This is a genomic window from Bacillus sp. UNC69MF, from assembly GCF_000746035.1.
Classification (GTDB): Bacteria; Bacillota; Bacilli; order Bacillales; family Bacillaceae; genus Bacillus; species Bacillus velezensis.
In genome coordinates this window covers 87,617-113,598 of record NZ_JQKM01000008.1, presented here as the reverse complement: position 1 = coordinate 113,598, position 25,982 = coordinate 87,617, and the positions used below count along the sequence as shown (strand labels likewise).

Below are 25,982 nucleotides of genomic sequence, written 5' to 3'. Positions count from 1 at the left end.
TAGTCATTATAAACTTTGAAAATGGGTTTAGAAATATATATTGGAGTGATTGGAATGAAGAAAGCCGCAAACGGCTGGATTAACGGATTTATCGGCGTGCTCATTTTCAGCGGCTCGCTTCCTGCGACCCGCTTGGCTGTAGCGGACTTTGACCCGGTATTTCTCACCGTATGCCGCGCCGCGATAGCCGGTATATTGGCAGGCGCTCTGCTCCTCATTTTTCAGGAGAAACGCCCTGCCAAAAGCGACATCATTTCACTAATAACAGTAGCGCTCGGCGTCGTGATCGGTTTCCCGCTGCTTACAGCCTTAGCGCTTCATCATGTCACATCCGCTCATGCCATTGTCTACATCGGGCTTCTCCCGCTTGCGACGGCGATCTTCGGCGTACTGCGAGGAGGCGAACGGCCCAGGCCGGTCTTTTGGATTTTCTCGGCTGCCGGCAGCATCCTCGTAGCCGGATATGCTCTGCTGCAAGGAGGAGAATCCTCTCCGCTCGGTGATACGTACATGATCGCTTCGATTATCGTGTGCGGTCTCGGTTATGCCGAAGGCGCCCGCCTCTCCCGGCGGCTTGGCAACTGGCAGGTGATCTCTTGGGCACTCGTTTTTTCGCTCCCCCTTATGTTCATCCTGTCTTTCTGTTTCATGCCGGACTCATGGTCAAACATCGGCGCGCCCGCACTGCTCAGTCTTGCATATGTCTCAATATTCAGCATGCTGATCGGCTTCGTATTCTGGTATCGCGGACTCGCCCAGGGAGGCATCGCCGCGGTCGGGCAGCTGCAGCTTCTGCAGCCTTTCTTCGGACTGTTACTGGCCGCCATGATTCTCCATGAAAAAGCAGGATGGGAACTTGCGGCGGTGAATGCCGGCGTTATCGCTTGCGTGGCGGCCGCCCGGCAGTTCGCAAATCAATCAGAAAAGGCCGAACAATGAACTTGTTCGGCCTTTTCATTATATTCCGCCCGTAGGCAGCAGAAGTCTGTATCTCTTTCACATGATCCGGCTATTTTTCAGGCAGGCTGAACTCCCTTAAACGCACTCATCACCAGATCATGCACATAGGAATCATTCACCTCATCACCTGTAATAAGCAGACGATAGAAAATCGGTCCGTAAATGAGATCGATGCTTACGTCAATATCAAGATTCTCTCTTAATTCACCTTTTTGAATTCCCTTTTCCAGAAGGCCTTTCGCTTGGAGGCGGCGGGGCTTGAAAAATCTCGTGCGATATTCTTCCGCCAATTTTGCATCCAGCTGCCCCGCACCGATTAATTCCTTAATAACGGTTCCTTCCCGGCTCGTCAAAAACCTTGCTAAATTCGTGGCGTGGGTCAATATATCTTGCACTGTTGATCCTGTATCGGGCACAGGCAGTCTGTCCGTAGCGGTCGAAAGAAAGCTGTCCATGATAACGGCAGCCTTGTTTGACCACCATTTATAAATCGTTGCCTTACTTACTTTGGCACGCTCAGCAATTTTATCGACTGTCACCGCGTCAAAGCCATTTTCCAACAATAGATCATAGGCTGCAGAAAGAATCGCCTTATGTGTTCCTTCATCGCGCGGCCGTCCTCGTTTACTCTGCACATGAATCATTCCTTCCCGAATTATAAACGATACGTTCAGTATACTTAACCTGTATAAAAAAAGAAAACAGAAACCTATTTACAAAACTGAACGTTTAGTATATCATTTGCTTATAATGAAACTAAACGTTCAGTTTATAAAATAACTTGAGGGAAATCTTGATGAAACATAGACTCCCAAAGCCTCTGCGTAAAGGAGATGAATCAGCAAATCATTTATCAAAGCATCATAAAAACCACTTAAAAAGGAGTTCATTCATATGGCTAAAGAAAACAAACAAACAGCAGATCAGGGAATTTCACCTGGTTTAACCCTTCTTCTCGCAACGGCATGCGGTATCATTGTCGCTAATCTTTATTATGCACAGCCCTTGGCAGGATTCATTAGTGCGGCAATCGGGCTTTCTCCAAGCAGCGCAGGATTGATTGTCACACTGACTCAAATCGGATACGTTGCCGGCTTACTGTTTCTCGTCCCTTTGGGAGACATTATCGAAAACAAAAAACTTGTCGTTGTATCGCTCCTTCTAAGCGCAGCCGCTTTGACACTGACAGCATTTGCGAAGCATGGAACACTGTTTTTAGCCGCTGCGTTTTTCATCGGACTGGGATCCATCGCAGCCCAAGTGCTAGTTCCGTTCGCATCATACCTTGCACCGGACGCCGCACGCGGCCGGGTTGTCGGCAATGTGATGAGCGGCCTGCTGCTCGGTATTATGCTTTCCCGTCCGATATCCAGTCTGGTCGCTGATATATGGGGGTGGAATGCCATATTTGCTTTATCCGCCGCGTTAAGTGTTGTCCTGGCAATCGTCTTATCAAAAGTGCTTCCTGCCAGAAAACCAACAGCAAACACAAGCTACACCGTCTTACTCGGTTCAATGTGGAAGCTGCTGCGCACGACTCCGGTCTTACGCCGCCGTGCCATTTATCATGCGTTTGTATTTGGCGCTTTCAGCTTGTTCTGGACGACTGTACCTTTATTATTGTCCGGTCCTGCTTTTCATTTTTCTCAAAAGGCAATCGCGCTGTATGCATTAGCGGGCATTGCAGGTGCAGCGGCTGCACCGATAGGCGGCCGTCTGGCTGATCGCGGCTTGACCCGGCTTGCCACCGGAATCGCTCTCGGTGTTGTCATCGTTTCTTTATTACTCCCGCTCATGATTCAAAGCAGCTCTCACGTCGGCATAGCAGTTCTGGTGGCCGCAGCTATCCTGTTGGATATGGGTGTATCTGCCAATCTCGTACTCAGTCAGCGTGCCATTTTTTCGTTGGCACCTGAATTTCGCAGCCGATTAAACGGATTATTTATGGCCATCTTCTTTCTGGGCGGTGCTATAGGATCATCAATCGGAGGATGGGCATACGCCTCAGGCGGGTGGAGTATCACATTATGGATTGGAATCGCTTTTCCGGTCATCGCATTGCTTTATTTCACCACGGAGAAATAAGCCTTTCACCAAAAATAAGCCGTCAGGACCAAGCTGACAGCTTTTTTTGATGTATTCTTCTTTACATCCTTCGGAACAAAAAACCCCTGTTTCATGAGTAATTTTGCTTCATGCGGTTCCACATTCTCACCGTTAAGATCGTAATCAATAGAAACGAAACGATTACTAACACAATACCTGTCATTGACTCACTAAAATTGATAACGACAAAGCTGGACAATAGCACCATAGGAATATTTGAAATCAATACAGTTAACATGTAGGCAGAATACCTTAACCCGATTGCTGCCGATAAAAAACAAATCACATCCGTAGGAGCTGCCGGACAAATCATCCCCAATGCCAAAAACTTATAATTGTACGCCTCCAATAACACTTTCAAGTCAGGATATTTATCTTCCAGTAATTGAGTCGTTTTTTCGCTGGCGAATTTCCTTGAAAACAGATAAACCAACGTTTCGCTTATAAACAGGCCGGCCATTGATAATAAAATGCTGACCATCGGATCAAAGCAGATTCCGCCCAAAAACATCAGCGTCATGCCGGGAATAAAAAAGAGAAGCCTGACGACCCACAAAGCCAAAAACAGCAGCATCGCGTATTCCGCATGCCCTGATATAAAGTCCGTTACATCATTCATATCAAATGACAGCAAGTCCAGTTCCTCCAAACAATAAACGCCTAAAAACCATATACATAATAAAATCATTTTATTTTTCAATTTCTCCACTCTCCTCGCTTTCCATCACATCATAAGCAAAGAAAATGAAGAAACAGCCGGTAAAATCCTTAAGGATTCTTAAGTTATTCTAAAAAAAAGCTTACGGACGTTTGTCACGCAAGCTCTAGTCAATCGGGTGTTCAACAGTAAAACGAAGCCAGCCGCCGCTGTAATCCGCATGGATACGGCCGCTGTGAAGCTCAACAATTCTCTTTGAAATGGCAAGTCCGAGCCCGGTGCCCTGATGACCCGTTCTGGCCTTATCCCCTCTGAAAAACCGTTCAAACAGTTGATTTACATCATCGGAAGGGACATTCTCGGCCTTGTTTGACACTTGCAGAATTGCTTTTTCATCTTTCAGCTCAAGGTTTATGAAGAATTCAGATGGTTTGATACTGTACTTTAACGCATTCATAAAAAGATTATCATAAACGCGGACCATCTTTTCTATGTCGATACATACAGGAACATGTTCTTCCGTAATTGATTTTCGGACAGTTAATCGTTCCTTTTCAAACATGGGAATGTACTCTCCGGTGATTTGTTCCAATAGGGCAGACAAGTCTGTTTTGCTGCGGTTCAAAGTAACATCCGGACTCGATAAATGTGTATATTCAAACAGCTCATCTATTAAATATTTCAGCCTTTGCGATTTTGAATAAATCGTTTCAAGGTACTCCTGAAATTGGGCTTTACTGTTGTATTGTTCTTTTTTAAGCAGATCCAAATATCCGATAATTGATGTTAACGGGGTTCTTAAATCGTGCGATACATTTGAGATCAACTCACTTTTCGCTCGTTCTAATTCTCTTTCATGTTCAAATTTACTCTCTAATTCTTCGGACATATAATTGATATGTTGTGCAAGCTGTGTCAATTCATCCCTGCTTTCAATCCTAATGGTCAAACCCAATTTCCCATTGGCAATATGGTGAACACTCTCCGTAATGTGTTTCAAATATAATATTTTTTTCCGCACCAATAACAAAAAAATCGCAATAAAGGTCAAAATAGCTGCAGTAAATTGAATCAGTATCCTAAAATTAGCGTTTCCTTGGCTCACATCTGTTAAATAATTTATTTTGTACAGATATGAGATGGATAAAATAACAAGAATCAACACACCAAATGCAACAAGATAACTAATTGCGATCGCGATCAGAAGCCTGACAATCAGCTTATTTCCAAACTTCTTCATATTTTGTATCCTGTTCCCCATACCGTTTTGATATAAATCGGATGTTTAGAATCATCTTCTATCTTATCTCTGATCTTTGTGATGTGGACCATCACCGTATTGTCCGACTTAAAAAAGTCTTCCTTCCATACCGCCTCATATATTTTTTCAACACTCATGACAATTCCTTTGTTTCTCGAAAGAAGCTCCAGAATATCAAACTCTTTCGGAGTGAGCCTGACTTCTTCTCCCCGCACCCACACCTGCCTTGTATCCGTATTCACGGTCAAATCACCGATTTCAATAACGTTCGCCGTGCTGATCGTATCTGTATTATATTTTTTATACCTTCTCAGCTGCGATTTCACTCTGGCGATCAATTCCAATGGATTAAACGGTTTCGTTAAATAATCATCGGCACCGGAAGCCAGTCCTTGAATTTTATCCATATCCTCCGATTTGGCGGAAAGCATGATGATGGGCAGATTGCGTTCTTGTCTGATCTTCATGCATGCCTCAATCCCATCCATATTGGGCATCATAATATCCAAAATAATCAGGTCAAACTCCTTTTGCTCCAATAATTTCAATGCTTCAGCAGCATCTTCCGCCTTGTGCGTGCTTATTCCTTCATTTTCTAAATAGACAGAGATCAGGTTTCGGATATCTTTGTCATCATCTACGATTAGAATGGTTGTCCCCATATGAATCCTCCCTCGTTTTTTGCGGCAATGAACAGCTGAAAACATAAGCCGGCGGAATATTCCTGAATTCTCTCCTTACTTCTGTTTTCGGAAAGAATTGCTCAATCAATGCCTTCTTATATTGAGTATATTGGAACGTAATGAATTCTCCGTTATCTTTTAAGATTTTAGCCGTATCCGTCAAAATATCAGCAGACACTTTTTTCGGAAGGCTTGCAAAAGGAAGTCCGGAGACGACATAGTCGGCATAAGGGATTCCATGCTCTTTTATATGCCTCTCAATATGTTCGGCCGATCCGTGCACAATGAATAGGTTCTGTTCCTCTTTATATTTTTCTTTCAGCAAAGCATAAAATTCTTCATTTTGTTCTATCAATAAGAGTATTGTTCCGGGCTGCCGTTTTTCAAGCAGCTTTTTTGTAAATACTCCCGTACCCGGCCCGTATTCAACAATGTATTCAGCTTTATGAAAATCAATTTTTCCCATCATCTTCTCAGCAAGAAAACGGGAGCTGGGCAGAACGGCGCCGACAGATCTGGGATTCATAATATATTGAAATAAAAATAACAGACGTTTCATCTTTAATCTCTCCATTTGTTTTGAATTTATAAAACACACTCTACATTCAAAACCTGAAGAAAAAGCGGTGAAAGTTCTTAAGAAATCTTAAGATATAAAAAAAGACGGCGGGATTTGCCGTCTTTTTCAGCTGCCGATTCTTTCAGCAGCGGTAAAACCATGTCATAATATGTTAAGAAATAATTGCGCCATAGGCAGGTGAACACATGAAGAAGTATTTATATAAGCACCTTTTGTTAACTCTCGTTTCGTCCGTTTGCTTTTTATTAGTCTTTTACATGAGTTTAAAAATGACACAGGAAGACACACCGCCGTTGTCTTCTTACCCGTTTTACCTTTTTATTTATCTTTACATAGCAGCCGGATATTTGACGGTCGGCCTTGTTTTAGCTTGTATGACTGATATCTTGAAGAACCGCTGGACATTCAATAAACCGTCTACCATTCTATTGAAACTTATCGTTTACTTACTCATACCGTATGCTATTTTTCATTCTTTCTTCGTTTTAATGGCGCCGTTGATTTATGTGCTGTTTGAGTCGTTATTCATCCTGAGAAAAGCTTCATAACCCGAAAAAACATACCGCATGCTGCCGGTATGTTTTTAACATGCTTGTCAGTTGTTCGCAGTGATCTGTTTGATGTTTTCTTCCATCAAGCCGGAAATGAGCTGTTCGTTTGTATGAGGAATCTGTTTGAGCTGTTGTACGACCAGCCCTTGTCTTGCAGCTGAATGATTTTGACTCAGCTTTGCTTTCCCCTCTATTTTGCTGATTTTGATTTTAAAGCCTTTTACCCCTTTGTTCATGCCTGCCAGCAATTTCGCATCGACATCCTCTAATTTGTACGGGCTGTCGGGGCTTTCGTATTTCAATACGAGATCACTCATCGACTGCACGGTTTCTTCCTCATCCAAAAGCTCCGCCTCTCCGTAAACATGAACCGCCACATAATTCCATGTAGGAACAGCCTGATTCGTCTCATACCATTTAGGCGAGATATAACAATGAGGCCCTTGAAAAACGGCTAACACGTTTTGGCCATCAATCTCTTTCCATTGGGGGTTCGGCAATGCAAAATGACCGTATAAGCATTCGTTATCCTTACTCATCATCAATGGCAGGTGGGTTGCATACGGCATGCCTCCCGCCGTTGAAAACAATGCTGCGAAACCATACTCTTTGATGACATCGCACGCTTCAGCTTCACTCAGCTGAAATGGAGCCGGAATATACATACAAAACTCTCCTCTCTGAAATGGATTGATAAAGCGCTTTCCGCTATAATAAGATATCAACTGACATTTAAAAAGATACAGTTTCAAATAAATACACATGTCAGAGGAGAACATCTGATGAAAAATATGATTTTCGCTTTCGGAAGCGACACCCCGAAATACAAACAAATTTACGAGCAATTCAAAGCATTGATTGAGCAGGGAAATATTCAGGCAGATGAACGGCTGCCTTCGATTCGGGAGCTGGCGGATTCCCTGCGGGTAAGCCGCAATACAACGCTGATGGCTTATGATCTTCTTTTAGCGGAGGGATACATTCGCGGGGAAACACGCAAAGGTTATTTTGCAAATGAAGTAGAACCTTCTTTATTTCAAAAAGAAAACGATGTTGTCCACGCTGAGAAAACCGAATCAACTCAGCCGGCCCTGATTGATTTTCGCGCCGGAGCCGTCGATCAAAAGCATTTTCCTCTGAAAACATGGAGAAAATTATACAATCAAGTTTTGACATCAGAGAAAAGCTTTCTGTACGGCGAACCGTTCGGCGAGAGAGGCCTGCGTGAACAAATTGCCGCTTATCTCTTGGAATCCCGCGGAGTGAAAACAGATGCGGATTCCATTATCATCGGCAGCAGCACGCAGCAGATGCTGATATATCTCAGCCGGATTCTGAAAGAGGATTTTTCGGGAATGATCGTTGAAGACCCGGGATTTGACGGTGCCAGAGCGGCATTTCAATTTCACGGGCTATCTCTGGAAACGATGCCTGTCTATGAAAACGGAGCTGATTTTTCTCAATTACATGCAATGAAAGAAAAATTAATCTATGTGACCCCATCCCATCACAGCCCTTACGGCGTAAGCATGTCCATTCAGCAGCGCCAAACTCTGATCAATTGGGTGAATCATAGAGAGGGTTATATTCTTGAGGATGATTATGACAGTGAATTCCGTTATACACAGCAGCCGTTTCCCGCTCTTGCTTCCATTCAATCAGACCGGGTGATTTATTTAGGGAATTTCTCAAAATCCTTTCTTCCGGGCATCCGCATAAGCTATATGGTTTTGCCGCAGCGCCTTTTGCACCGGTATAAAAAACGGTTTATTCATTTCGAAAGCACCGCTTCCTCGCTTAACCAGCTGACCATGGCTGAATTGATGAAGGCCGGTGAATGGACCCGCCATATTAAGCGCATGCGCATTGTTTACAGGCGAAAAATGCAGCACTTGATTTCACATGTAAAGCAGCAGTTCGGCGGTCATGTGACGATCATCGGCGAGCAGTCGGGATTGTATATATTGGTGAGAGTTCACCTGAACTATACAGAAGAAACATTAATCGAACGCGCTTTTCAGTATGGAGTGAAGGTATACCCTACCGCCGTTTATTTCGTTGCCGAAAAACCCGAACCGCCGATCATAAAGCTAGGTTTCGCCCATCTCGATACGGATCAGATCACACAGGGCGTACAGCTTTTGAGAAATGCTTGGCTGTCATGATAGAAAAAAGGCGCCGAACGGCGCCTTTTTTTATTTCGTATTTCTTGTGAATTTCGGCAGTCCAAATATGATGGCGGCGATGCCGCAGATTCCGATTAAAACGGGATAGAAAGAGTATGGCAGGATGCTGACTGGTGAAATATTCCCGAATTTCCCGGCTGATAACAGCTGCGCGCCGTAAGGAATCAATCCTTGAATCATGCACGAAAAGATATCCAGAATACTTGCCGATTTTCTGTTGTCGATGTTGAATTTATCAGCGATATTCTTTGCAATCGGCCCGGCTGCGATAATCGAGATCGTATTATTGGCCGCAGCCAGATTCGTCACGCTGACCAGTCCGGCAATGCCGGCTTCGGCGCCTTTTTTCGAACGGATTCGTTTCGTGATGAACTCCAGTAAAAAGTCGATCCCGCCGTTTTGTTTCATCACGCCGACCATCCCGCCGATCAGCATGGACAGGATGATCAGATCGCTCATTCCGGCAATTCCATCCGTAATCGCCTTAAAATAAGAATCTAACGTCAGGCTGCCGCCCGCCAATCCGATGATTCCCGTCAAAACCAATCCGCCGAATATGACAGCCATCACATTAATACCGATTAACGCAAAAACCAACACGGCGATATAAGGAAGCACCTTAATCCAGCTGTAAGATGCAGTTCCCGTATGGACGGCGTGGCCTGCCGGAATAAAAAATAAGATAATAACAGTCACAATGGCAGCGGGCAAAACAATCAGAAAGTTCGTTTTGAATTTATCCCTCATTTGTGTTTTTTGCGTCCGGACTGACGCGATGGTCGTATCGGAAATAAAAGAAAGATTATCTCCGAACATAGCTCCGCCGACCACAGCCGCCATCGTAATCGCGCCGGAGATTCCAAGCTCCCCGCTCAGACCCGCGCTGATCGGCGCAACCGCCGCAATCGTGCCCATTGATGTTCCCATCGATATAGAAATAAAACAAGCAATGATAAACAGCCCCGGCAGCAAAAACTGCTGCGGAATAACGCTCAAAGCAAGATTGACAGTTGAATGCACCGCCCCCATCGCTTCAGCCGCTGAAGCAAAGGCACCTGCCAATATAAAAATCATAACCATAATGATAATATCAGGATGTCCCGCACCGGAAGCGAACCATTCTATTTTTTGATTGAGCGATTTCTTCCGGTTAAATAACAGCGCAAAAGCTGACGCAATGATCGCGGCAATCAAGATCGGCAATTTATAAAAATCTCCGGTCACCAGACCAGAGCCGACAAAAAGCCCTACGAATAAGACTAAAGGCAATAACGCCCAAGGGTTCTTTTTATTGTTCATCTGGGTAAACCACCTCTTTTCAGCATTAAAGTCGCTAATCACAGTCTAAGCAACATTTCACACTTTAAAAGTCTGCAGTAAAAAAGTCAAGCTGAAAAAAGGATAAATAATGATTGATAAGATAGAAAAAGCTGTTTTGTTTCCACTCTTTAGAAAATAAAAAAACCAAGGCTCGTTTCCCTTGGTACATTTCATGCGGCCCCGCGTCCGGGACAACTTCTCTTCATTCAGAAATACATTCAGCTTTCAATCTGTTTTTAAGTTTCGCTTCATTTTCAAGGATATCTTCATAATCCTCAATCTTCCTGTTTAATCGTTTTATGGTTTCATCAATTTCCCTCTGTTTCTCCGTCAGCCTTTTCCTTTCATTTATAAGGATGTTTTTTCGGGGTTCGATCGTATGATCGGCTCCTTCAATAAATAAAGCGGTATATTCAATCAGCGCCTCAATCGACAGCCCGGCACTTCTCATGCATTTTATAAATTGAATCCAATTCACATCATCTTCGTCATAATCGCGGATGCCGCTTTCATCGCGTTTTACCGGAGGAATCAGTCCTATACTTTCATAATACCTAAGCGTTGCGGCTGATAACTCAACCTGCTTTGCAGCCTGCGCAATCTTCATATTTTTACCACCCGTCCTTCATACCTTTCATAAGCGTGCCATTATAGAATATCATTTCATAAAAAAATAAACCAAACTCCTTGACTTAAAGTCCGCTTTAACATTTAAAGTAAAATCGAACAGAGGATTCATCACTTTATCTTGGAAAGGAAGATAACCATGTGCAATAATCATCCGACTCGTGTATTAAGCGCTCCGCATGCAAAAGCTAAATTTGAGCGGACAACGATTGAGAGAAGAGCATTACGGCCGCACGATATCCTGATTGATATTAAGTACAGCGGGATTTGTCACTCAGACATCCACAGTGCATTCGATGAATGGGGCGGCGGAATCTTTCCGATGGTTCCCGGACACGAAATTGCCGGAGTTGTGGAAGCCGTGGGTGAAGAAGTCACCACATTTGCCGTCGGCGACCGTGTGGGTGTCGGCTGTTTTGTAGACTCCTGCGGGGAATGTGAATACTGTCTGAACGGAGACGAACAATATTGCACAAAAGGCGTTGTTCAGACTTATAATAACCTGGACTACGACGGAAACCCTACGTACGGCGGCTACAGCCAAAAAATAGTTGTCACTGACAGATTCGTTGTCCGGATTCCGGATCAGCTGGATTTGGATGCTGCCAGCCCGCTATTGTGCGCGGGCATTACCACCTATTCTCCGCTGAAACACTGGAATGCCGGCCCCGGCAAAAAAGTGGCGATTGTCGGAATGGGCGGGCTCGGACATTTAGCCGTTCAATTCGCGCACGCTTTAGGCGCAGAGGTCACCGTCCTCAGCCGCTCAATGAACAAAAAAGACGAAGCGCTTGAATTTGGAGCCGATCATTACTTTGCAACAAGCGATCCGGATACATTTACTGAGCTGGCCGGACGATTTGATCTTATTTTAAATACAGTATCCGCGAACCTTGACGTAGATGCCTACTTATCCCTGCTTCGCATTGACGGTACATTGGTAAATGTGGGAGCGCCCGCTAAGCCGGACTCATACAGTGTGTTCTCCTTAATCACGGGCCGCCGCAGCATTGCGGGTTCACTCGTCGGCGGTATTCCGCAGACTCAGGAGATGCTTGATTTCGCCGCCGAGCACGGCATTGCTCCTAAAATTGAAGTGATACCGGCCAATCAAGTTGACGAAGCGTACGAACGGGTTCTCCAAAGCGATGTCCGCTACCGTTTCGTCATTGATATTTCAACTTTATAATCGACATAAAAAAACATACCAATATTTGTTGGTATGTTTTTTTCAGTTCAAATTATTTTTTATTTCAGCAGCCATCCGGGCACCGCTTTTATATAAACCAATTCGCCTATCAATTCAACAATCGTCTGTGTGACGATAACAGCGGCGGCTAATGAGGCCCAAGCATCCGGCAGAGCCAGCGCTAACGGAAGGACTGCGAGAGAATTTCTTGTGCCCGTGCTGAAGATCAATGCTCTTCCTTCACCTGTATCCAGACGGAACGCATATGCAATAAACCGGGAGACAAACGGCATAATGAGCAGGAATAACAGATAGATCGGAATCACACGTATAATGATGCCAGCATCACTGATGACCTTTCCGATTTGTGTGGCGACGACCGCCAGTAAGACCAGAGCCATAAAAGGAACAGGCAGCCACGCCGTCCACTCCAACACCTTTTCTCCCGCCGGCTTCTTATCAGCCCACAATTGTGTCATCACTGCCGCCAGCAGCGGTCCCGCTATTAAACATAAGAATGCTTCCAGAAACGGCCCCGCATGAACAGCCCCTATCACTTCTTTCCCGATAAACAGCCACAAGTATAACGGAAGCAATACCATCTGAACGGCGAACAAAACTGGCGTGGAAGCCAGTATTAATCTCTCATTTCCTTTGCCGAGCTGAGTAAAGACGATGACGTAATCAATACAAGGTGTAAGCAATACCAAACAAACCCCTGATAATATAGGAGGAGATTGAGGAAAAATGGCGGTTAACACCCATACAACGAAAGGTACAGCTAAGAAATTACCGATCAATAAAGCCGCCATAAACTTGAGGTTTGACAAGGCTTCCCTCAGCTTCAAGAATGGGATTTGGGCAAACATGGCATACATGAGAACAGCGATAAGCGGTGATATCGTCCATCCCCAGCTGAGTCCTGAATCTTTCCCGGCGATCCCCGCTATTCCGCCGATTACAAGAGTCACACCATATATCCAAATTTGCTGTTTTTCTAATGTCTCTCTGGTTATTTTCATTGGCTGACACCTCTTCCCCGCCCATTATACCTTCTTTTCTGCTGCTCTTGCATTATGGTTCTGCCGGAATTAAAAAACACCAAGGGTCTGTGACACTTGGTGTTTTTGGAACGCGGCCGAGAAAAACGGGTTGAAAACCGTTAATCCTTGTAAATAACCCCCAAAAAGTATTTTTGACATACTGTTCCTTATCGAATAAAAGCATTCTCTTTCATTTCCAAAGCATCATCCAGCCATCTCGGGTGCATCGGCAAGAGATGTTCAGGTAATTCATGGATATCAAAATATCTGATTTCCATGGCTTCCTCAGTGGACTTTTTCAAAGTACCGCCGATGACGTCACATTGAAAACAATTGGTAATAAAATGGCTGACTCTGCCGTCAGGGTATATAAAGGTTTGTGAACTCGGATCAGAATAGACGCCTATCATTTTAGAGACTTTCACCACTAATCCAGTTTCCTCTTCTATTTCTCTTATAATTGCTTGTTCAACTGTTTCACCAGGTTCCACATGTCCTGAAGGAATGCCCCATAAACCATTATCAGCACGCTTCATTAATAAAACGGAACTTGATTCTTTAATTATAATTCCAGCGACTCCGGCTTTCACTTGTTCTGTCCATTGGAAATCCGGTTTTTTACGTACTTCTGCCTTTATTTCATTATCGAACAAGTCTTTCAGATCGCGGATCACAACATCCGGATTTCTAAAATCATGTTTTGCAGGAAATAAAGTATTTTGTTCAGAAACTAATACGGAAGTTATGCCTATTTGGTTTGCTCCGACAATATCTGTTTCAGGCGTATCCCCAATCATAACGCATCTCTCTTTATCTTCAAAAGACTCGAGTACTTTTTCAAATATTGAAGACGCCGGTTTTCCAATTATAATCGGCTCTTTAGCAGCTGCTGTTTTAACAGCCGCGACTATAGCGCCTGTCGCGGGAGCTGGTCCGTTAGCGGCAGGAAATGTTTTATCCCCGTTTGCAGCGATAAATGAAGCCCCGCAGCGGATGAGGTTTACTGCCTTATTCACATCCTGAAATGTAATATTTTGATCCCATCCAATGACAACAGCCTCCGCCTGATCTTCCGTAAGATCAATACCGGCCTTTTGAATTTCACTTTTAAGTTGGTCATTTCCCAATATATATGCCTTCTTTATTCCTTCACTGACAAGGTAATCAGCTGTTGCCCACCCCGCAGTAAACACTTCATCAATACTTGCTGAAATCCCCAATTTATGAAGGCGTTTCACAATCGTTTCTCTTGTAACACAAGGATCATTCGTTAAAAAGCGAATGGCTTTCTTTTCTTCACGGAGTCGTTTTAAAGAGGCCACAGCTCCTGGTAAAGCTTTATCTCCTATATATATCACTCCGTCTAAATCAAATAAAAATACATCATAATTCTCGGAGATCATCATAACACTCCTTAAGCGGTTGTCTCTTGGTTAATAGTTGAGCGATACGCAAAATGATTTGTAGGGCCTTGTCCTTTCCCGATTCCTAAGGGATGTTTAATGGCTGCTGAAATGAATTCCTTTCCAGTTGCCACTGATTCCGGTATGCTGTGCTGCTTTGCCAGCTCTGCAGTTATCACAGCTGAAAACGTACAGCCTGTTCCATGAGTATGCTTTGTATCAAAGCGGGGAGAAACAAATTCCTCGAAGTCCTCGTCAAAGTACAAAATATCACGGGCTTCTCCGTTCAGGTGCCCCCCTTTTACGACAGCACTTTTTGCCCCGTATACCTCCACTATTTCTTTCGCCGCATCACGCATCTGCTGTACAGTCTCGATTGATTTGCCGATGATTACTTCCGCTTCCGGAATGTTCGGTGTAATAACAGTTGTTTGGGGTATTAATAATTTCTTCAAATGATCAATGGCGTCCTTATGGAGCAGATGATGTCCGCTTTTAGCAATCATAACCGGATCCATCACATACGATTGAATATTTGCGTCTTTTAACTTTTCTGCCAGCAATTCAATAATTCCTATACTTGCAAGCATACCGGTTTTGACAGCATCCGGTTTTATATCATCCACGACACAGTCTATTTGCTGAGATATATTCTGAAGAGACATCTCCTCAAAACTTTTCACACCAAGTGTGTTTTGTGCAACAACTGATGTAATAACTGCCATTCCATATACCTTTTGTTCCTGAAATGTTTTTAAATCCGCGTGAATTCCCGCCCCTCCGGAAGGATCAGTCCCAGCAATCGAAAGCGCTTTATAAATATCCGTCAACTTACACTCCTCCTTCAGGCAGGTTTCACTGCTTTAAAAACGACAAAAGGCGGATATTCCTTTTCACATTTCCAATTATTAAATTGAAACTCTTTCTCTATGGCTTTTACATGCTCTTGGTCAATATCGTTTAACGTTGGTTCTGATAAAGTTACATTTTCAAAACCTGCATGAGTTAATAGTTTATAATACATTGACTTCGGCCAATGAAAATCATTTAAAATTAAATCTGCTTGTCCGGGAACATGGAGCCATTCATTTCTATCTTCTCCGTAAGAATATTCTTTCCCCGGTATTCCATTGCGGAAGGTTGAAAATTCAATTCCGGTTGAATCAGGATTCGTATCGAGTATGACAAATGAAGCTCCTGGTTTTAACACACGAAAAATTTCATCTATGATACCTTTGATACGCTGGTCACTATCCGTATTAATAAAAACATAACAGGCCATTGCAGCATCAACTGAGTGATCTGGTAAGAAGGAAAGATTATCGTGTTCAATTAAATGATAGTCCACATGAGGATGTTGTCTTTTTGCCTTTGCTATATCTAACATCTTCCTTGATTCATCGACTGCGATCACATTGCAGCCTATTCTGTCAGCCAGCCTATAAGCTACCTTTCCTGGACCGCATCCGAAATCGAGCACCTTTTTAATCTCCGCTTTATCAAAAGTACGAAAAACAAACTCAAAACCTAACGTTTGTTCTAAAACGTCATTATAAGCATCGAATTTACCAGCAACACTGTCTTCTTTCCATGAAGTTTTCATTGAATTTCCTCCTTTTGCTCAGTTGAGAAATAATGAAACCACTTATTCCTGACGAAAAATTGATATATAGGAAGTAAACTTTGAAATAGAGAATGATCCATATCACGTTTATATGCAATATGCTGGTATATACTGAAAAGGAAAAGAATCTGTTTCCAGTAATCAGGTAAATCAAGCATTTCAATATCGTTTTTTGTCATAGAAATTTGATCTTTCCTAAGTAATTCTTCGTACTTTAAGACTGTTTCAATGGACGGCCAGTTATTTCCCTCAGGCATTTTCGGAAATTCAAATTCCGGAATATCATGGTGATTTTCAGCTTCTTCAAGCACCGTTTTCGCCCATTCATGATCTGAATCATAAATATGGATTGATCCCGCATTATGAAAATATTCTCCGACTTCTACACGCAGTTCTCTGGCCATTAATTCCTGCATGAAGGTAAATGAGAAAAGATCACTGATCATCCCGCGAAAAGCATCATTTGCACGCATGACAGAAGACATGTATAATTCGCCTTCCCTCACAAAAAACTGCAAACCGATTGTGCAGGAAACATCTATATTTTCTAAAACGAAGAGTTCCGAAGCATCGAATATTTGAATAAATGCCCTTTTTGAATCAATATCTTCTTGTGTCAAAAGATTTTTTATTCTATTCCATTGATTTAGTTTTGCATTTCCGAATTCGAATATTTTAGGCCCATACGCAGTGCCTGTTAATGTTTTTTTATTCATTGAGTATGAAGGCATTTTTTTATTGTAATAACTGATAAAATCTAAGTCGTTACTCCCCGATAAATACCATAGCACTTCAGCAAAATTAAACACGATATTGGTTTTTCTTGAGGATAAATAAGTGACACGTTCTATTGGATTTTCCAGAGTCAGATGGTAGTTCAATTGTTCTCTGCTTTTTTGTCCGCGCGGTGAATTGAAAAATTCAGGGTTGTGATAGATGTCATACAGCGTTTCCGTATATGCTTCATGAAAAGTTCTCTTTCTCATTGAGATTCCGCCTTATATGCTGCAAAGGTATTTTTAATGTTCTCTAATAAATCATCTGTATCTTTATAGCTGATGTACTCAACATCCGCCACTGCATTTAACCCTTGAATTAAGAAAGCATAATCCTTGTCCTTTTCTAGAAATAGCACGATCTTTTTTTTCAAGGCGGAAGCCCATCCAATTTCTATATGTGTTCCAGGAGAAGCGGGTGATCCGGGAAATGCTGCAAAAAGGTCGCAAGTACTTATTTCATCAAAATCAATTTTAGTGCATTGAAGGGGTGTCATGAAATCTTTCCCCCACCCTTCCCGCTTGTGAGCATTATGAACCAGCCATCCTTCATTCTCAAAAAAGGAAATTAATGATTCCAGCTTTCCCCTCTCATACGTACTCATCAATCCAGTTTTCTCATCTACTAAACTTTTAAAAGGCCCTGCCAAGTCGCCACTTCATATCACCCTTTCAAAATAAATAAAGCCACTTTCCTCTATGGAAAGTGGCTTAAATATAGATAAGATAAAGAATCTCTCTAATTTTTCACTTCCCTACACTGGTATTAACCAAATCAGGTTCAAAGGGTCAGGACGTATTGTCTCTTCTCAGCTATTAAAGCTCCCCTAGTGACTTTTTATAAATATTTACTTTAATTCTATGCTATTCCATATAAATAGTCAAACAATGACTTTCCCTTCAATATTGCAGCTTACCCACTAGTTTTAAAACCTTCCGGCCTCTTTTTTCCTGCCAACGAATAAGGTGACCACAACACTGGCTAAACTGACCAAAGTCCCCAGTACGGCAGCAAGAATTGTCAAAAAGCCATTGGGGATCAGAAATCCAACCGGAATGAGCCCCGCAAACGTGAGGACGATAAAACATTGATAGACTCCGGATATGATTCTCACAACCAAGCTGCCAAAAAAGGACATGACGAATGGAGGAATGAACAAACATAAGATGATTCCGAGTGAAATCAATAAAATCATAGGCTCGTCAAAAGAAATGACACGATCGCCGGGAGACTCTTCAGCAGCCGCGAATACAGCAAATATAGACATTATCAGCGTAAGAAAAACAAGAAAAAACCTTTTCAGCAACGTTATGACTCCTTTTTTTATAAAAACGGGTATCTTTTTTTCAATCACGATAACCATTTTATGTTATCAAATGAAATAATATGAAGTCAAACCGAGTTCTGCACCTGATTTATTGGTTCTTATTTTTTTGATAATTTCCATATAATTGTCCGCAAGCAGCATCTATATCAATGCCAAATTGACTTCTGACGGTCACGTTAATTCCTGCTGACTTTAATTTTTTATAGAAGTTTACAACTTGTTTCTCATTTACTTCTTCAAATCTCATAGGTGAACTAACAGTCGGGTTATATCTAATGATGTTTACATGAAACAAGTTCCCTCTCTTATATCTGCTTCTTAAAAGATTTACTACTTCATTCGCATGATCAATAGAATCATTAACTCCCGGCAGCATAATATAAGCAATATAAACTTTTCTTGAGGTCACACGTATATGCTCATCTAATGTGTCCATTACCTCCAATAACGGGTAGCGTTCATTAATCGGCATTAACTTGCTTCGCTGTTGATTAAAAGGAGAATGTAATGAAAACGTCAGGTTGACCTGCGGATAATCCTGAGTGATTTTTTTAATGCCCGGAATAATACCTATGGTCGAAATAGATAACCTGCGAGGGCTTAAAGCAAACAACTCCGGATTTGTAAGCACATGTAAAGCATCAAAAACTTGTACATTCGCTAATGCTTCTCCCATTCCCATAAAAGAAATACTGTCAATTGAATGTCCTTTTAAGTGAAAGTACAAAATTTGGTCAGTCATTTCATCTGACGTTAAATTGCGTTTTAAACCAATATCTCCTGTTGCACAAAATTTACAGCCAAAATGACAGCCGCACTGCGAGGATATACAAAATGACTCCCAACCGGCTTTATATTTCATATTAACCGTTTCTATTTTTTCGTCTCCTGAAATTTCAAATAAGACTTTTGTAACTTGCTCAGAATGCTGCACTTTTAAAGGAGCAATATTTAAAATTGACTCTCCGAACTCCTCTATTAACAATTTTCTCAAGGATTTAGGAAGAACCGTTATTTCATTGAAATGATTTATTCTCCCTTGGAATACAGCATTTTTGATTTGATTCATTCTAAAATCAGGAAATTTATTTTGCTTCAGGAACTCTTGAATTCTTATATACTTGTTTTTTTGTTGCATGTTTTCTCATCCTTCCATAATACTCTTGTTTGTTTGAGTAAATAGAAGGGAGTGATCATCTAACCTTTTTTTAAAATCAGGCACAAAAAAACACCGACACAATTATCGGTGTTACGCTTAAATAACATCATGCACAAATAAACAAGGACATTATGTCATTGGATTATCGTTTATTTGACATAGAGAAAAAGCACCGATAACTGTTTTTGTATGGTGATTTGGCTTAAAAAAGGACAGACTGCTCCCTTTGTCCGCCAAGATGTTTCCAATTTTTGCATTTTTACCATACAAAATTCCATAAATCGTTATCATCGCTTTCACCTCTTTCTTGTCAATATTAGCAATAATCACCATATCATAAGGTTTCCCTTATGTAAAGCTAAACAAATGCTTACGCCCCCGCTAATGACAGTATTATATAACTTGCTTATTAAGCCTAATCCAAGTACAGAAAGCGCGCTGATCACATTTTTCACTTATCCGCGACGGAACATTTCTTATATAATGGGTGACCGGCAGCTGCCTGCTTGAATCCCAATCTTCCTATAGTGATTTTTTATATTCATGACAGTATGATGATTTGTCACTTCAGCAATCAGATCGTTTATTCGATCCAGATTAATCGGTTTATTTTCTGATAAGCTGCTGAAGCTTTCTCTGATTTCTTCAGGATAGACATTTCCGGCCATGCTTGACAGGCCGTTACACCCGTTACTCAGCATCTTCGGAAATTCAACGTCCCCTGCCGCAAACAAAATAAAGTGATCAGGGAACTCTGTTTGTTTATGACGCAGAACGTCTCCTCCTTCTTTCAGCCCCCTTATCCGGGGATGCCGGCTTATTAAGTCTTTAAGCGCTTTCTCACTCAGATTAAAACCGGTCCGGCCGGGGTTATTATAAAGCACAGCCTCTTTAGAGGTATGACTGAGAAGTTCGTCAACGTAATAAACGGCTTGCTGCTGTGTCGGTCTTATATAAGGAGGAAAACCAATCAGTACAGAATCAATATTGGTTTTCTCGATGTGTTTCATCAGTTTGACGGCATCACTGGTTCTTACGGCTGAAACACCGAACATCAGTTCAACATCTTCAAATTTTCGCTGATTAACATACTCAATGATCTGAAGACGCTCATCTATGCTGAGTGAATGCTGTTCACCAGTCGTACCGCATATGAGTAACGAATGGATACCGCTGTTTTTCAAATGTTCGACAATAGCATCAAATCCTTCTACATATAAACTTTCATCTTCATGAAAAGGCGTAGGGATAGCAACATTAAAATTTCGCATGAGAATGTCCTCCAAGTACATATTCTTGAATATCTGCAGAGTATCATATAACACTGTCTGACATTTAAAAAGGTACAGTTTCAGATAACTCAACATGTCAGATGTAAAGGCCGACACACAAAAAAAGCAGGCAAAGAGAGCCTGCTTCATTGCTTCGGCCATAATTGTTTTATCCAATTGGTTTTGGAAGGCTAAAATATTCAGACTCATCAACATTTGACGGATTCATTTAGGCACATGCCCTTATCAAAAACAATCTGGGTGCATATCCTGCTCCTAAAAGTCATTCATAAAGGGAGTTTAGATATGTATTATTATTATCCGTATTATGTATATGATTACAGACAGCAGCCTGATTTAAGCCAGGCAAATCATAAAATGCGAAGCCATTTATCTGCGATTCAACAAATTCCAATACACTCATCCTCCTTTCAACAATCAATGGCTGCGGTAGTGAAACACTTGCAGGCTGTCAGCAGAGCACTCGCTCTGGGATGCGGTATGAGTTCAGAATTCAGATTTCTTCCAGACACTTGGGGATTACGAGAACTTCATACTGTACACGCGAAATATCTTACTCCGTTGAGCTATCACGTTTATTCCGCTTTAGGCGCAGCAGAGCTTCTCGCCGCCGGACAAGGCCGGGCTCCTCATTTTCCTCTTATGGTTGGCTGCATGAATTCAATACTTCGTCTATGGTCAAACTTCCCCGCAGCGATAGCAGACCTGAGAAGAGCAGCCGGTCACCAATACGCGTCATCTGTAGACGAGGCGGAAAATCTCCTAAGACCAATGGTTCCAGCCACACAACAGGCATTATCCATCAGTCAATCTGCAGTGAGTCCGGCTATTTGGCAGGCTTCCTTACGTGCCGCGCAGTTAGCTCGGGAAGTACGTCAGAATGTTGCACAATCAATGAGTCAGGGATCTTCTTATTAATTAAGCCAAAAGATTTTTTCGGCTTTACACAGTCACATAACCGGACTTATTCAACACAAAAAAAGAGCAGTAAACACGTAAGTTACTGCTCTCCTCTGTCTATCCGCCGTTCATTTGTTTTACAATGTATTCAGCATCATTTCCTACACCTTGAAGCAGCGCTGAACCTCGCCTATGCTGCCAAGGCAAACCAATAAAATACAATCCTTCCACAGCTGAAACACCCCGGTGATGTATAATTCGGCCTTCCTTATCCAAAACACCTTCTATTTTCATCCAACAAAGCGGATTCTTAAAACCAGTTGCCCAAATGATATTGTTTACTTCTAATGAAGATGAATCTTTAAAAATCATTTCATTTTGCTTTCCGGCTATGACTCTTTGTTTTAAGATGATCTTCTTCTGTCTTATTGCATGTTTTAATTCATACCCAAATATGGGGTCGCCTTTCTTCTGAATGAACTTGCCTAATATTGATGTATGACTTGCATGTAAAACTCCTAATTTATCAAACCACCAAAAGATGCTTCTTTTTCCAATCCATAAAGGGAAATAAACCGGTTTATTACTGCAAGCCAAATATGTAACTCTTTCTTTGGATAATTCAACAGCTATCTGAGCCCCGCTATTCCCGCCGCCGACTACCAGTACATTCCCAGGCGCCAGTTGTTTTGAATGTTTATATTGTGAAGAATGTAATTGATGAATATGATCGGCTACATCCCTTGATATTGATGGAATATTAGGGGTATGAAAAGGACCTGCGGCCATCACAAGATTCTTCGTTTGATATTCTTCCCGGTTTGTTTTTATTAAGAAATAGTTCTTTAATTTTTGGACACTTATTACTTCTGTCCGTAATTGGATCGGGATTTCAAATCTTTCAACATATTTTTTCAGATAAGCAGCAATTTCATTTTTTGAAGGGAGTCCATGCTTGTCTCCTTCAAGCTGCATTCCAGGCAAAGAGCTGTACATTCGAGAAGTAAATAAAACCAATGAGTCATACCGGTTTTTCCAGCTTTCTCCCACTTCATGACTTTTATCCAAAATGATAAACTTTTGTTTCGACTTCTTTAGATAATATCCTACTGAGATTCCTGCCTGACCGGCTCCGATTACTATCGTGTCGTACATATGAATCCCCCCTCCGGTTTTATCTTAATTGTCAGCAGACAAAGTGAGTCCCTATTTCCTTCTTTAATGATGATGATGGTCACGCGGATTCTCAGTTTGGGCCTGACAAAGAATCGTATTGTCGTGATTATGCGCTGCTGTTTCCATTTGAATGGTTACATGTGTAATGCCTTTATCTCCAAGTTCATGTTCAATTTTGCGTAAAATACTTTCACTTTCAGAAATGGTCAGTTGATCGTTACCAACTGCGTGGCAGGAAAGAGCATTCAATCCGCTTGTGATAGACCATATGTGCAAATCATGAATGCTTTGAATTCCTTCTGTCTCTTCAATTGTATGAATGATGTCAGTGACATCGATATTTCCCGGAGTTCCTTCCATTAATACGTGAATGGAGTCTTTCGTCACATGGTAACCGCTTCTCAGAACAAGAATAGCCACAATGACACTGGCCACTGGATCTGCCCAGCTCCACCCGAAGAAGATGATAAGGATCGCAGCCAGTATGGCACCTACAGATCCGAGCATGTCACTTATCACATGTAAGTAAGCCCCTCTTATGTTCAGGTTATTCTTTGTATCTCCGCCGTTCAGCATAATCCAAGCGACCAATATATTTACAGCTAACCCGATGATACTAATCGTCAGCATACCGGTTGTTGCTACCTCCGGCGGATGAGAGAAACGTTTGATTGCTTCATAAATGATATAAAGGGAAATCAATATTAATGCAACACCGTTTATCACAGCTGCGAGAATCTCAAATCGTTTGTAGCCGAATGTCTTATGATGACTTGCCTTTTTTTCGGCCAATTTAAAAGCAATCAGAGCAACCATTAATGAGATTGAGTCACTCAGCATATGGCCTGCATCTGACAAAAGCGCTAAACTATTGGTTAAAAATCCGCCTATCGCTTCTATTATCATATAACCTGTAATCATGATAAAAGAGATCAATAAAACCTTCTTATTGGATCCGCCAGCGTGATTGTGATTGTGACCCATAAAAATCTCCTCCTTATCTCATACACTGTATTTATTATTTCTTTTCTGTTATGAAGCATTCTAACATGGACAAAAAAATAATCATATATGATTATGTGCTCATATATGAATATATAGGTTCTTTACTGAAATGTCAAAATCTTTTCAATGAAAATGTCCAATACTTTATATTGCTCTTGATCAATGATTGTTATAATTTTCTTATCATTAGCTTGGGAGGTTGCATTGCTATGAAGCCGCGGATTACAGTAATTACTTTAGGCGCAGACAATTTAGAAAAATCGCTTCACTTCTATCGAGATGACTTGGGTCTGCCTACAGAGGGAATAGTCGGTACAGAATTTGAACATGATGCAGTTGCCTTTTTTGACTTACAAACAGGACTGAAACTTGCCATTTGGAACCGCAAAGACATCGCACATGAAACAAACGTTACGTTAACTGCGCCAAGCCCTGCAGAATTTACATGAGGACATAATGTTGGCAGTAAAGCTGAAGCCGATAAAGTCATGGAACAGGCAAAACAGGCAGGAGCAACGATAACTGATCCCGCTCATGATACTTTTTGGGGCGGATACTCCGGTCACTCCCAAGACCCCGATGGACACTTATGGGAAATCGTTTGGAATCCGCACTGGGATGCAATTGAATAACCCAATTTAGCCACAATAAAAACACACCTGAAAGTTCTGGTGTGTTTTTTATTTGTTTCCCAAAACGATCAAACTATTTATACGATGGCGGGATGCTTTGCGGAAAACGGAATACATTTTCGGGATCGTATTTCGCCTTTATTCTTTGAAGCCTTGCAAAGTTTGAGCCATAATATGCTTTTCCGAAGTTCTCGATATTTTGATCCGGAACATTCACATATGAACCTGTTACATATGGTTTCATCAGCTGACGCACTCTTTCAACTGATGCAAGATTCGAAGCTTCTTGTGATTTATTTTTCCAACTAGCCGTCCATTCCGTATAAAACAACGGACGGCGCCAATAGAAGGCTGTTTCACTGCTTGGTACTCTGCTTATCGCGCCGCCCCAATTGATAAAAAAGAAATTGGTTTCTGTCCCAGTCGCTTTTTCTAAAAATTGTCTCATTACTGCAATAGGTTCTTCCGGCCAAAGATTGAGCGCCCACGCCGAGGAGAATTTAACACTCTGATCAGATCTGCCGGGAATCGGTTCGTCAGGATCTAAGAAATCTATACAATCCGGGTAGTATAGTGTTTTGATTACTGTTTGTGCCGGCGTTCCGGCATTTAATAAAGGTTTTAATAATTGAACCAGCTCTGGTTTTGAACCGAGGAACAATCCTTCCGCATGGCACAAGCCATTTACTTTGCTGTAAATCTCAAGGTAGCATCCTAATCGTTCGTCTGTAAACGGCGCCCATTTTTGCCACGCTTTAAATACCGTTTCTAACTGTTCCCACGGCCAAATGATATTAAAGACGGTTGCGGTTTTAGGGGCACGGTGAACTTTGAATGTATATTGGGTGTTATATCCGAAATTGCCTCCCCCTCCGCCTCTGGAAGCCCACAGTAAATCTTCATTGCGGGATTGATTTGCTTGAATAATCCTGCCTTTGGCATCTACCATTTTCAGTGCGAGAAGGTTATCGCTTATCAGGCCGATCGATCGGGAAAGCACTCCAAATCCGCCTCCCATTGTGATTCCTCCGATTCCGACGGTTGGACTGTCTCCGAACGGGGCCATAAAACCTTCCCGAGCTAAACCTTTTACAAGCGGGCCGACGTGAATGCCGGTTTGAACGGTTGCTACCGCGTTTTTTTCATCTAAGAAAACTTTATTCATGTCACTCACATCAATAACAATCCCATCACTTACCGTGGAAAGATTTTTATCCAGAGCATGGCGGCCGCTTCTGACACGCAAAGGCACATTCTTCTCACGAGCCCATTTAATAGCATTACTTACATCGTATGAATTTTGTGCAAAAACAAAGACAAGCGGACAGACATCAACATAAGGGTTCCAATTCTTAACCGCCTGTGTATAGCCGGGGTCCCCTTTGAAGATGACGCGTCCTGTTAACTGTGCTGATCCCATCTATTTCACTCCCAATAAGCATTTGATTCCGATACCAGTATATGTAGGAATTGGACAAATTCTTAGACAGATGTTCTGCAAACTTAAAAATAGATACATATAC

General features: G+C 42.0%; 27 protein-coding genes, 1 pseudogene and 1 riboswitch. Of the genes and pseudogenes, 7 read left to right on the top strand and 21 right to left on the bottom strand.

The genetic code is table 11. The features are described from left to right. Window positions 1–54: 54 nt before the first annotated feature. Complete coding sequence (locus BR62_RS0107955) at window positions 55–939, top strand: DMT family transporter (RefSeq protein WP_032870408.1); 885 nt, start codon at window positions 55–57, stop codon at window positions 937–939. Between the two features lie 77 nt (window positions 940–1,016). Here BR62_RS0107955 and BR62_RS0107950 read toward each other — a convergent pair whose 3' ends face one another. Then, window positions 1,017–1,595, bottom strand: coding sequence for a TetR/AcrR family transcriptional regulator (locus BR62_RS0107950; RefSeq protein WP_007409331.1), 579 nt, complete (start codon window positions 1,593–1,595; stop codon window positions 1,017–1,019). 259 nt (window positions 1,596–1,854) lie between these two features. Between BR62_RS0107950 and BR62_RS0107945 the strand changes: the two genes are divergently transcribed. Further along, window positions 1,855–3,045: an MFS transporter gene (locus BR62_RS0107945; RefSeq protein ID WP_025284320.1), complete on the top strand. Its 1,191-nt coding sequence runs from the start codon at window positions 1,855–1,857 to the stop codon at window positions 3,043–3,045. 91 nt (window positions 3,046–3,136) lie between these two features. Here the strand turns inward: BR62_RS0107945 and BR62_RS0107940 are convergent, their stop codons facing one another. From BR62_RS0107940 to BR62_RS0107925, 4 genes are all read right to left on the bottom strand, one after another. Continuing rightward, a complete protein-coding gene (locus BR62_RS0107940) occupies window positions 3,137–3,775 on the bottom strand; it encodes a TVP38/TMEM64 family protein (protein ID WP_231559583.1) in 639 nt (212 codons plus the stop codon). A gap of 115 nt (window positions 3,776–3,890) precedes the next feature. Then, window positions 3,891–4,964, bottom strand: a complete 1,074-nt coding sequence (locus BR62_RS0107935; protein WP_032870405.1) for a sensor histidine kinase — start codon at window positions 4,962–4,964, stop codon at window positions 3,891–3,893. Further along, on the bottom strand, window positions 4,961–5,647 hold the full coding sequence (locus BR62_RS0107930; RefSeq protein WP_032870404.1) for a response regulator transcription factor: 687 nt from the start codon (window positions 5,645–5,647) through the stop codon (window positions 4,961–4,963). Before BR62_RS0107930 ends, BR62_RS0107935 begins: the two co-directional genes overlap by 4 nt. Continuing rightward, on the bottom strand, window positions 5,619–6,227 hold the full coding sequence (locus BR62_RS0107925; protein ID WP_032870402.1) for a class I SAM-dependent methyltransferase: 609 nt from the start codon (window positions 6,225–6,227) through the stop codon (window positions 5,619–5,621). Before BR62_RS0107925 ends, BR62_RS0107930 begins: the two co-directional genes overlap by 29 nt. A 206-nt stretch (window positions 6,228–6,433) precedes the next feature. Between BR62_RS0107925 and BR62_RS0107920 the strand changes: the two genes are divergently transcribed. Continuing rightward, the gene (locus BR62_RS0107920; RefSeq protein WP_032870401.1) at window positions 6,434–6,796 is read left to right on the top strand and encodes a hypothetical protein; all 363 of its coding nucleotides are present in this window, start codon (window positions 6,434–6,436) and stop codon (window positions 6,794–6,796) included. A 47-nt stretch (window positions 6,797–6,843) separates the two neighbouring features. Here the strand turns inward: BR62_RS0107920 and BR62_RS0107915 are convergent, their stop codons facing one another. Then, a complete protein-coding gene (locus tag BR62_RS0107915) occupies window positions 6,844–7,464 on the bottom strand; it encodes an FMN-binding negative transcriptional regulator (protein WP_032870399.1) in 621 nt (206 codons plus the stop codon). Window positions 7,465–7,581: 117 nt separating this feature from the next. On the opposite strand from BR62_RS0107915, the gene pdxR reads away from it, so the two are divergent. Then, complete coding sequence (pdxR, locus tag BR62_RS0107910; protein ID WP_032870396.1) at window positions 7,582–8,964, top strand: MocR-like pyridoxine biosynthesis transcription factor PdxR; 1,383 nt, start codon at window positions 7,582–7,584, stop codon at window positions 8,962–8,964. A 30-nt stretch (window positions 8,965–8,994) separates the two neighbouring features. On the opposite strand, the gene BR62_RS0107905 is transcribed toward pdxR, so the two are convergent. Together BR62_RS0107905 and BR62_RS0107900 are read right to left on the bottom strand one after the other, a co-directional pair. Next, complete coding sequence (locus BR62_RS0107905; RefSeq protein WP_032870394.1) at window positions 8,995–10,284, bottom strand: Na+/H+ antiporter NhaC family protein; 1,290 nt, start codon at window positions 10,282–10,284, stop codon at window positions 8,995–8,997. Window positions 10,285–10,507: 223 nt separating this feature from the next. After that, entirely contained in the window at window positions 10,508–10,912 is a 405-nt protein-coding gene (locus BR62_RS0107900; RefSeq protein WP_007409338.1) for a MerR family transcriptional regulator, read from the bottom strand. Window positions 10,913–11,071: 159 nt separating this feature from the next. Between BR62_RS0107900 and BR62_RS0107895 the strand changes: the two genes are divergently transcribed. After that, complete coding sequence (locus tag BR62_RS0107895; RefSeq protein WP_007609682.1) at window positions 11,072–12,121, top strand: NAD(P)-dependent alcohol dehydrogenase; 1,050 nt, start codon at window positions 11,072–11,074, stop codon at window positions 12,119–12,121. A 59-nt stretch (window positions 12,122–12,180) separates the two neighbouring features. Here BR62_RS0107895 and BR62_RS0107890 read toward each other — a convergent pair whose 3' ends face one another. From BR62_RS0107890 to BR62_RS0107845, 10 genes are all read right to left on the bottom strand, one after another. Beyond that, window positions 12,181–13,143 carry an arsenic resistance protein gene (locus tag BR62_RS0107890; RefSeq protein WP_032870392.1) on the bottom strand — a complete coding sequence of 321 codons (963 nt, stop codon included), beginning with the start codon at window positions 13,141–13,143 and terminating at the stop codon, window positions 12,181–12,183. A gap of 188 nt (window positions 13,144–13,331) precedes the next feature. Continuing rightward, complete coding sequence (locus tag BR62_RS0107885; protein WP_032870390.1) at window positions 13,332–14,570, bottom strand: HAD-IIA family hydrolase; 1,239 nt, start codon at window positions 14,568–14,570, stop codon at window positions 13,332–13,334. A gap of 8 nt (window positions 14,571–14,578) precedes the next feature. Further along, window positions 14,579–15,397 (bottom strand): bifunctional hydroxymethylpyrimidine kinase/phosphomethylpyrimidine kinase, encoded by an 819-nt coding sequence (thiD, locus tag BR62_RS0107880; protein WP_012116919.1) that lies wholly within the window; start codon window positions 15,395–15,397, stop codon window positions 14,579–14,581. Window positions 15,398–15,411: 14 nt separating this feature from the next. After that, a complete protein-coding gene (locus tag BR62_RS0107875; RefSeq protein WP_032870387.1) occupies window positions 15,412–16,170 on the bottom strand; it encodes a class I SAM-dependent methyltransferase in 759 nt (252 codons plus the stop codon). After that, window positions 16,167–17,177, bottom strand: coding sequence for a thymidylate synthase (locus BR62_RS0107870; RefSeq protein WP_032870385.1), 1,011 nt, complete (start codon window positions 17,175–17,177; stop codon window positions 16,167–16,169). Before BR62_RS0107870 ends, BR62_RS0107875 begins: the two co-directional genes overlap by 4 nt. Continuing rightward, on the bottom strand, window positions 17,174–17,572 hold the full coding sequence (locus tag BR62_RS0107865) for a TIR domain-containing protein (RefSeq protein ID WP_331280715.1): 399 nt from the start codon (window positions 17,570–17,572) through the stop codon (window positions 17,174–17,176). Before BR62_RS0107865 ends, BR62_RS0107870 begins: the two co-directional genes overlap by 4 nt. Before the next feature lie 130 nt (window positions 17,573–17,702). Next, window positions 17,703–17,806: riboswitch (TPP riboswitch) on the bottom strand. 87 nt (window positions 17,807–17,893) lie between these two features. Continuing rightward, window positions 17,894–18,274 (bottom strand): hypothetical protein, encoded by a 381-nt coding sequence (locus BR62_RS0107860; RefSeq protein WP_032870380.1) that lies wholly within the window; start codon window positions 18,272–18,274, stop codon window positions 17,894–17,896. A gap of 109 nt (window positions 18,275–18,383) precedes the next feature. Continuing rightward, on the bottom strand, window positions 18,384–19,433 hold the full coding sequence (locus BR62_RS0107855; RefSeq protein ID WP_032870378.1) for a Cfr family 23S rRNA (adenine(2503)-C(8))-methyltransferase: 1,050 nt from the start codon (window positions 19,431–19,433) through the stop codon (window positions 18,384–18,386). A 150-nt stretch (window positions 19,434–19,583) separates the two neighbouring features. Further along, complete coding sequence (locus BR62_RS0107850; RefSeq protein WP_007409550.1) at window positions 19,584–19,787, bottom strand: hypothetical protein; 204 nt, start codon at window positions 19,785–19,787, stop codon at window positions 19,584–19,586. Window positions 19,788–19,930: 143 nt separating this feature from the next. Next, complete coding sequence (locus BR62_RS0107845; protein ID WP_032870452.1) at window positions 19,931–20,725, bottom strand: dihydrodipicolinate synthase family protein; 795 nt, start codon at window positions 20,723–20,725, stop codon at window positions 19,931–19,933. A gap of 306 nt (window positions 20,726–21,031) precedes the next feature. Here BR62_RS0107845 and BR62_RS0107840 point away from each other — a divergent pair, with 306 nt between their 5' ends. Beyond that, a complete protein-coding gene (locus BR62_RS0107840; RefSeq protein WP_007409552.1) occupies window positions 21,032–21,664 on the top strand; it encodes a hypothetical protein in 633 nt (210 codons plus the stop codon). Between the two features lie 99 nt (window positions 21,665–21,763). On the opposite strand, the gene BR62_RS0107835 is transcribed toward BR62_RS0107840, so the two are convergent. Both BR62_RS0107835 and BR62_RS0107830 read right to left on the bottom strand, forming a co-directional pair. Further along, complete coding sequence (locus BR62_RS0107835; protein ID WP_012116910.1) at window positions 21,764–22,801, bottom strand: flavin-containing monooxygenase; 1,038 nt, start codon at window positions 22,799–22,801, stop codon at window positions 21,764–21,766. A 63-nt stretch (window positions 22,802–22,864) separates the two neighbouring features. Continuing rightward, a complete protein-coding gene (locus BR62_RS0107830; RefSeq protein WP_032870376.1) occupies window positions 22,865–23,806 on the bottom strand; it encodes a cation diffusion facilitator family transporter in 942 nt (313 codons plus the stop codon). Between the two features lie 230 nt (window positions 23,807–24,036). Here BR62_RS0107830 and BR62_RS0107825 point away from each other — a divergent pair. Beyond that, a pseudogene (locus tag BR62_RS0107825) lies at window positions 24,037–24,459 on the top strand (VOC family protein). A 73-nt stretch (window positions 24,460–24,532) separates the two neighbouring features. On the opposite strand, the gene BR62_RS0107820 reads toward BR62_RS0107825, so the two are convergent. Next, on the bottom strand, window positions 24,533–25,879 hold the full coding sequence (locus BR62_RS0107820) for an FAD-binding oxidoreductase (protein WP_032870374.1): 1,347 nt from the start codon (window positions 25,877–25,879) through the stop codon (window positions 24,533–24,535). Window positions 25,880–25,982: the final 103 nt, after the last annotated feature.